Annotated in this window: 1 protein-coding gene; it reads right to left on the bottom strand. The window is 75.7% G+C overall.

Going from position 1 to position 9191, the window contains the following annotated elements; all coding sequences use genetic code 11:
• The coding region (locus tag ABZ573_RS32355) for an SDR family NAD(P)-dependent oxidoreductase (RefSeq protein ID WP_358122893.1) at positions 1-9191 on the bottom strand (9191 nt) is incomplete at both ends.

Here is a 9191-nt window from a genome sequence, read left to right as displayed (position 1 = left end):
GACCCCAACAACAGCGGCCGATCCCCCGGACGCTCCTGCCCGTACGTCGCCAACAACGCCTGCGCCTCGATCGGGTCACCCAGCGTCGTGCCCGTACCGTGCGCCTCCACGGCGTCCACGTCGGCGGTGGTCAACCGCGCGTTCGCCAGCGCCTGGCGGATCACCCGCTGCTGCGACGGACCGTTCGGGGCGGTCAGGCCGTTGGACGCGCCGTCCTGGTTCACGGCCGTGCCCCGCACCACCGCCAGCACGCGGTGCCCGTTGCGCCGCGCGTCCGACAGCCGCTCCACGAGCAGCACGCCGACGCCCTCGGACCAGCCGGTGCCGTCGGCCGAGGCGGCGAACGACTTGCAGCGGCCGTCCTGCGACAACCCGCGCTGCCGGGAGAACTCGATGAACGTGCCGGGCGTGGCCATCACCGTCACGCCACCGGCCAACGCCAGATCGCACTCGCCGGAGCGCAACGCCTGCGCCGCGAGGTGCAACGCCACGAGGCTGGAGGAACAGGCGGTGTCGACCGTGACGGCCGGGCCTTCCAGGCCGAAGGTGTAGGCGACCCGGCCGGACAGCACGCTGCCCGACGTGCCCGTGCCGACGAAGCCCTCGGCGTCCGGCGGCAGGTCCATCAGGCGGGAGGCGTAGTCGTGGTACATCACGCCGGCGAAGACACCCGTCCGGCTGCCCCGCAGCCGCTGCGGGTCCAGCCCGGCGGACTCGAACGACTCCCACGACGCCTCCAGCAGCAGCCGCTGCTGCGGGTCCATCGCCAGGGCCTCGCGCGGCGAGATCCCGAAGAAGCCCGGGTCGAAGTCGGCGGCCCCGTAGAGGAAGCCACCGTGGCGCGTGTACGACGTGCCGCTGTGTTCCGGGTCCGGGTCGAACAGGCTTTCCAGGTCCCAGCCGCGATCGGTGGGGAACTCCGAGATCCCGTCGCCGCCGCCGGCCAGCAACGCCCACAGCTGGTCCGGGCTCTCGACGCCACCGGGGTAGCGGCAGGCCATGCCCACGATCGCGATCGGCTCGTCGGTGCTGGTGGTGAGCACCGCCGTCTGGCGGGCGGTGATCTGCCCGGAGACCTGCTCGTGCAGGTGGTCGACGAGCACGGCCGGGGTCGGGTAGTCGAAGACCAGCGTCGAGGCCAGCCGCAGCCCGGTGGCCGCGTTCAACCGGTTACGCAGGTCCACGGCCGTCAGCGAGTCGAAGCCCAGCTCCCGGAACGCCCGGTCCGCGGGCACCGCCTCCGCGCCACCGTGCCCCAGCACCTGCGCGACCAGGCCCCGCACCAGCACGTCGATCTGGGCGCGCGCCTCGTCGGGCGTCAGGCCCGCGAGCTGGTTGGCCCAGTCGCCGCCCCGCGCGGCCCGTCGCCGGGCCGCCGTCGACCCGATCAGGGTACGCAGCACGGCCGGCACCGGGCCGGCGCCGAGCGCTGCGCGCATCGCCGGTACGTCGATCACGGCCGGCACCAATGCCGGCCGCTCCGCCACCAGGGCGGCGTCGAACAGCTCCAGCCCGACCTCGGCGCTCATCGGCGTCAGGCCAGCCCGCGCCGACCGCGCCCGATCCGCCTCGTCGATCGACGCCGCCATGCCGGCGGTGTCCCACATGCCCCACGCCAGGCTCACGGCCGGCAACCCGAGCTGCCGCCGGTACACCGCCAACCCGTCCAGGAAGGCGTTGCCCGCCGCGTACGCCGACTGACCCGGCGAGCCCAGCACCCCCGCCACCGACGAGAACACCACGAACAGATCCAGATCCAGCGACGCCGTCGCCTCGTGCAGGAACCAACCCGCCGACACCTTCGGCGCCAACACCCCGGCCAGCCGCTCCTCGGTGACCCGCTCGATCACCCCGTCGTCCAACACACCGGCCGTGTGCACCACGCCCGCCAGCCGACCCCCGGCGGAAACCTCGGCCACCAGACCGAACACCTGGTCCCGGTCCGTCACGTCGCAGGCGGCAATCCGTACCGACGCGCCCAGCGCCGTCAGCCGCTCCGACAGCTCACCCGCGCCCGCAGCCTCCAGGCCACGCCGCGACACCAGCACCAGCGACCGCACGCCGTGCACCGACACCAGGCGCTCCGCCACCAGCGCACCCAACGCACCCGTACCACCGGTCACCAGCACCACGCCGTCACCCACAACCGGCGTCTCCACCGACGCCGGGGCCACCGCGCGCACCAGACGCGGCACAAACACCCCACCGGAGCGCACCGCGACCTGACCACCGAACGCCACCGGCTCGTCGGCCACCGTGGCCAGCACACCCAGCAACCCGGTGTCCACGTCGCCGTCGACGTCCGCCAGCACGATGCGACCCGGATGCTCCGACTGCGCCGACCGCAGCAGACCCCACACCGCCGCACCGCCCAGGTCGGACACCCGGTCCTCGGCACCCACCGACACCGCGCCCCGGGTCACCACCACCAGCCGCGACTCCGCCAGCACGTCCGCCGCCAGCCAGGACCGGACGGTCGCCAGCACGGCCGTGGTCGCCGCGCGTACCGCGTCGGGGACGGCGCTTTCCGGCGCGTCGAGCGGCAGCAGCAGCGCCTTCGGTGCGACCGTCCGGCCGGCGTCGACCGCCGCGACGAGCGCCTCGACGTCGCCGTACGCCGGCAGGTCGGCGGTTGCCGGCGAGCCGACCAGCGCCCACCCGGAGAGGTCCCCGGCGGCGGCGATCTCCTCGGCCTGCCAGGTGAGTTCGAACATCGAGCGGGCCGCCGCGCCCGCCGCGGCCACGCCGGTCAGCTCGCGCAGGGCGAGGGAGTCGACCGAGACCACGGCCGCGCCCGACTCGTCGCACGCGACCAGGCGCACCGCCGAGCCCGTACGCGACAGCCGCACCCGCAGCACCCGCGCACCCGAGGCGTGCACCTGCACACCCTCGAACGCGAACGGCACCCGCGCCCCGCCCGACCCCTCGGTGCCGGGCAGCAGCCCGATCGGGTGCAGGGCGGCGTCCAGCAGCGCCGGGTGCACGCCGAAGCGCGCCGCCTCCGTCGCCGCCTCGTCCGGCAGCGCCACCTCGGCGTACACGTCGTCGCCGGCGGTCCACACCCGGCGCAGCCCCTGGAACACCGGCCCGTACGTCAGGCCGTGCTCCGCAAGCGTCGGGTACCAGCCCGTGACGTCCAGCTCGGACGCGCCGGTCGGGGGCCACTCCCCCAGGCTCGGCTCGTCGGCCGTCGCCGGCTCCAGCACGCCCTCCGCGTGGTGGACCCAGTCGGCCTCCGGGTCGCCCTCGGCCTGCGAGTGCACCGCCACGACCCGGGTGCCGGCCTCGTCGGCCGCGCCGACGCGTACCTGCACCCGTACGGCGCCGGCCTCCGGCAGCACCAGCGGCGCGGCGACGGTCAGCTCCCGCACCCGCGACGCGCCCACCTCGTCGCCGGCCCGGACGGCCAACTCCACCAGGGCGGTGCCGGGCACGATGACCGCGCCGGAGACGACGTGGTCGGCGAGCCACGCGTGGGTGGCGAGGGACAGCCGGCCGGTCAGCACCACCATGTCCGCGCCGGCGACGGTGACCGCCGCGCCGAGCAGCGGGTGCCCGGCCACGCCGAGGCCCGCGCCGGACACGTCGGCGGTACGCGCCTGGCCCGCGCCGAGCCAGTACCGCTGGTGCTGGAAGGCGTACGTCGGCAGGTCGACCCGGGCGGCGCCGGCGTCGGTGAACCACTGCGTCCAGGTCACCGGGACGCCGTGGACGTGCAGGTCGGCGAGGGCGTGCAGCAGTGCCTGCGGGGCGGGACGGTCCCGGCGCTGGACGGCCACCGCGAGCGCGTCCTCGGCGAGCAGGTCGGCGTTCATCGCGGTCAGGACGCTCTGCGGGCCGATCTCCAGGAAGGTGTCGACCCCGGTGGCCCGCAGGGCGGCGATGCCGTCGGCGTAGCGCACGGCCTCCCGCACGTGCCGCACCCAGTACTCGGCGCGGGTGATCTCCTGCGGGTCGGCGAGCGCGCCGGTCAGGTTCGACACCACCGGCAGCAGCGGCGCCCGGAACGTCAGCCCCGCCAGTACGGCGCGGAACTCGTCGAGCATCGGCGCCATCAGCGGGCTGTGGAACGCGTGGCTGACGGTGAGCCGGCGGGTACGCACGCCCCGGTCCCGCCAGGCCTGCTCCACCTCGTCCAGGGCCTCGACCGCACCCGAGACCACCACGGCGGTGGGCCCGTTGACGGCCGCGATGCCGACGCGGTCGGTCAGCCCGGCGATCGACTCCGCCACGGCGGCCTCGGCGGCGGCCACGGCCAGCATCCCGCCGCCCGTGGGCAGCGCCTGCATCAACCGGCCCCGCGCGGCCACGAGAGCACACGCGTCGGCCAGCGACAACACCCCGGCCACGTACGCGGCCGTCACCTCGCCAATCGAGTGACCGGCCAGCATGTCCGGCACGACCCCGAACGACTCCACGAGGCGGAACAGCGCCACCTCGACCGCGAACAGACCGGCCTGCGTGAAGACGGTCTGGTCCAGCAGCTCCGCCTCGGGGCTGCCCGCCTCGGCGAACAGCACCTCCCGCAACGGACGCGGCAGCAGCGGGTCGAGGTGTCCGCACACCTCGTCCAGCGCGGTCGCGAACACCGGGAACAGGGCGGACAACTCCCGGCCCATCCCGGCGCGCTGCGCACCCTGGCCGGAGAAGAGCACAGCCAGCTGCGTACGCGTCGCGCCCGTGCCGTCGACCACGGTGGCGGCCGACTCGCCGGCGGCGAGGGCGCGCAGCCCGGACAGCAGTTCGTCCCGGTCCGTCGCGGTGACCACCGCGCGGTGCTCCATGACGGCCCGGCTGACCGCCGACGACCAGCCGACGTCGACGGGGCGCAGTTCCTCGTCGCCGGCGATCCAGCGGGCCCAGCGCTCCGCCTGGGCCGCGACGGCGGCCTCGGAGCGGGCCGACAGCAGCACCGGGGCCGGCAGCCGCTCGGCGGCGGGCGTCGGCGCGCCCTCGCCCCGGGTCGGCTCCGCCTCTGCGGGGGGCTGCTCGATGATGACGTGCGCGTTGGTGCCGCTGACTCCGAACGACGAGACCGCCGCGCGGCGCGGCCGGCCCGCCACGGGCCAGTCGCGTGCCTCGGTGAGCAGGGAGACCGCCCCGGCGCTCCACTCGATGTGCGGGGACGGCTCGTCGACGTGCAGCGTGGACGGCAGCAGCCCGTGGCGCATCGCCATGATCATCTTGATGATGCCGGCCACCCCGGCGGCGGCCTGGGTGTGGCCGATGTTCGACTTGATCGAGCCCAGCCACAGCGGCCGGTCCCCCGGACGCTCCTGCCCGTACGTGGCCAGCAGGGCCTGCGCCTCGATCGGGTCGCCGAGGGTGGTGCCGGTGCCGTGCGCCTCGACGGCGTCCACGTCGGCGGTGGTGAGCCGCGCGTTCGCCAGCGCCTGCCGGATGACCCGCTGCTGAGAGGGACCGTTCGGGGCGGTCAGCCCGTTGGACGCGCCGTCCTGGTTGATCGCCGATCCGCGTACCACCGCCAGGACCCGCCGGCCCTCGCGCCGGGCGTCGGAGAGGCGCTGCACGAGCAGCACGCCGACGCCCTCGGACCAGCCGGTGCCGTCGGCCGACGCCGCGAACGACTTGCAGCGGCCGTCGGCCGACAGACCCCGCTGCCGGGAGAACTCGATGAACGTGCCGGGGGTGGCCATCACCGTCACGCCACCGGCCAGCGCCAGATCGCACTCGCCGCTGCGCAACGCCTGCACCGCGAGGTGCAGCGCCACCAGCGACGACGAGCACGCCGTGTCGACGGTGACCGCCGGCCCCTCCAGGCCGAACGTGTACGCCACCCGACCGGACAGCACGCTGCCGGAGGTGCCGGTGCCGAGGTAACCGCCCACGCCCTCGGGCAGGTCCTGCACGCCGGAGGCGTAGTCGTGGTACATCAGGCCGGCGAACACGCCGGTCCGGCTGCCGCGCAACCGCTGCGGGTCGAGACCGGCCGACTCGAACGTCTCCCACGAGGTCTCCAGCAGCAGCCGCTGCTGCGGGTCCATCGCGATCGCCTCGCGCGGCGAGATGCCGAAGAAGCCCGGGTCGAACTCGGCGGCCCCGTACAGGAAGCCACCGTGCCGGGTGTACGACGTGCCGGGGTTGTCCGGGTCGGGGTGGAAGAGCCGGTCGAGTTCCCAGCCCCGGTCGGTGGGGAACTCGCCGATGCCGTCGGCCCCGGCGGCGACCAGGTCCCACAACTGCTGCGGGTTCGTCACGCCACCCGGGTAGCGGCAGGCCATGCCCACGATCGCGATCGGCTCGTCGACGGTGGTCGCCCGCACGGCCTGCTGCTGGTCCGCGACCTGGCCGGACAGCTGCTCGTACAGGTGCTCCGACAGGGCGCCGGGGGTCGGGTAGTCGAAGACGAGCGTCGACGTGAGCCGCAGCCCGGTCGCGCCGTTGATCCGGTTGCGCAGCTCGACGGCGGTCAGCGAGTCGAAGCCCAGTTCCCGGAACGCCCGGTCCGCCGGCACCGCCTCGGCGCCGCCGTGACCGAGGACCTGCGCGATCATTCCCCGGACCAGCAGGGCCACCTGCGTGCGCGCCTCCTGCGGGTCGAGCCCGGCCAGCCGGTCGACCCAGGCGCCGGAGCCGGAGCGGCGGCGCTTCGTGCCCGGTCCCACCAGGGCCCGCAGCATCACCGGCACCCGGCCGGCGGCGGTCTGCGCCCGCATGGCGGGCAGGTCGACCACCGCCGGTACCAGCGCCGCGCCGCCGTGGGCCAGGGCGGCGTCCCACAGCCCGAGCCCGACCGGTGCGGTCATCGGAACCAGACCGGCCCGGGTCACCCGCGCCCGGTCGGTGTCGTTGATCGACGCGGCCATGCCGTCCGTGTCCCACATGCCCCACGCGAGGCTGACCGCGGGCAGCCCGCGCTGCGCCCGCAGCACGGCGAGGGCGTCCAGGAAGGCGTTGCCGGCCGCGTAGGCGGCCTGGCCGGGAGAGCCGAGCACCCCGGCGACGGAGGAGAAGAGCACGAACAGGTCGAGGTCCAGCTCGGCGGTCGCCTCGTGCAGCCACCAGCCGGCCGTGACCTTCGGGGCCAGCACGTCCGCCAGCCGCTCGGCGGTGATCCCGCTGACGACGCCGTCGTCGAGGACGCCGGCGGTGTGCACCACCCCGGCCAGGCGGTCCTCGGCGGTGATCGCCCGGACCAGCTCGCCGACGCGCTCGCGGTCGGTCACGTCCGTGGCGACCACCCGGGCGGTCGCGCCCAGCTCGGCCAGCCGCTGCACCAGGTCGTCGGCGCCGGGGGCCGCCGGGCCCTGCCGGGACGCCAGCACCAGCGAGCGCACGCCGTACGCCGTGACGAGGTGTTCGGACACCAGGGCGCCGAGCGAGCCGGTGCCGCCGGTGACGAGGACGGTCCCCCGGCCCAGGGTCGCCGGGGTGCGCGCGTCGCCGGTGGCACGGACCAGCCGTGGCAGGTACGCCGTGCCCGCCCGCACCGCGAGCTGCCCGCCGAGGGCGGGGTCGTCGGCGGCTGCGGCGAGCAGGGCCAGCAGGTCGGCGTCCAGGTCGACGCCCGGTTCGAGGTCGGCCAGCACGATCCGGCCGGGGTGTTCCGACTGGGCCGAGCGCAGCAGGCCCCAGACCGCGGCGCCCGCCAGGTCGGTGACGCGGTCGGTCGTGCCGGTGGCCACCGCGCCACGGGTCACCACGACCAGCCGCGAGTCCGCCAGGGAATCGGCAGCCAGCCAGGCCTGCACCGCGCCGAGGACGTCCGCCGTGACCGACCGCGCCGCGTCGGGCAGGTCCGCCCCGGGCGCCGCCGGAGAGACGGGCAGCAGCAGCGCCGCGGGAGCGGGGGCCGTTCCGTCCGTCACCGCCGTGGCCACCGCCGCGACCTCGGCGTACGCCGGAAGCTGCGGCACGCCGTCGAGCGGCCGGTCACCGAGCACGGCCCAGCCGTACGCGCCGTCGGGCGCGGTGATCTGCTCGGGCTGCCAGGACACCTCGAACAGGGATCGGTGCGCCTCGTCGGACGGTGCCGCCATGCCGGTCAGCTCGCGCAGCGTCAGCGAGTCCACCGACACCACCGGCACACCGGTCTCGTCGACGGCGACCAGCCGCACGGAGTTGCCGGTGGCGGTGAGGCGGACCCGGAGCGTCCGGGCCCCGACCGCGTGGACCTGCACCCCTTCGAACGCGAACGGCACCCGGGCGCCGCCGGCCTCGTCGGCGGGCAGCAGCCCGACGGGGTGCAGCGCGGCGTCCAGCAGCGCCGGGTGCACCCCGAATCCCGCCGGGTCCCCGAGCACCTCGTCGGGGAGTGCGACCTCGGCGAACACCTCGCCCTCGGCGGTCCACGCCCGCCGCAGGCCCCGGAAGACCGGCCCGTAGGAGAGCCCGTGCTCGGCCACGGCCGGGTACCAGCCGGTGACGTCCACCTCGGACGCGCCGGGCGGCGGCCACGCGCCCACCGTGGGCTCGTCGGCCGTGGGGGCGTTGACGAGGCCGTCGGCGTGCCGGGTCCAGCCCGACTCGGGGTCGTCCTCGGGCTGGGAGTGCACAGTCACCGACCGGCTGCCGGTCCCGTCGACGGGACCGACCCGGACCTGTACCCGTACCCCGCCGCCGGTGGCGGGCAGCACGAGCGGGGCGAGCACGGTCAGTTCGCGGACACGGGAGGCACCGACCTCGTCGCCCGCCCGGACGACGAGGTCCACCAGGGCGGTGCCGGGCACGATCACGGCGCCGGAGATGACGTGGTCGGCGAGCCACGGGTGGGTCGACACCGACAGCCGGCCGGTCAGCACGACCATGTCCTCGCCAGCGACCGACACCGCCGCGCCGAGCAGCGGGTGCCGCGCCACGCCGAGGCCGGCCCCGGAGACGTCGGCCGACTGGCCGGCCGGCGGCAGCCAGTACCGCTCGCGGTGGAAGGCGTACGTGGGCAGGTCCACGCGGCGGGCGCCAGCGTCGGCGAACCACTGCGTCCAGGTCACCGGCACGCCGTGCACGTACAGCTCCGCCAGGGCGTGCAGGAGCGCCTGCGCCTCCGGCCGGTCCCGGCGCTGCACGGCCACGGCCAGCACGGCGTCGTCGTCGGGCAGCACGTCGGCGGCCATCGCGGTCAGGACGCTCTGCGGGCCGACCTCCAGGAACGTGTCCACACCCGCCTCGCGCAGGGCGGTGATCCCGTCGGCGTAGCGGACGGCCTCGCGCACGTGCCGCACCCAGTAGTC

Source organism: Micromonospora sp. NPDC007220, from assembly GCF_040634035.1.
GTDB lineage: Bacteria > Actinomycetota > Actinomycetes > Mycobacteriales > Micromonosporaceae > Micromonospora > Micromonospora reichwaldensis.
This window is presented reverse-complemented; position numbering and strand designations above follow the sequence as displayed.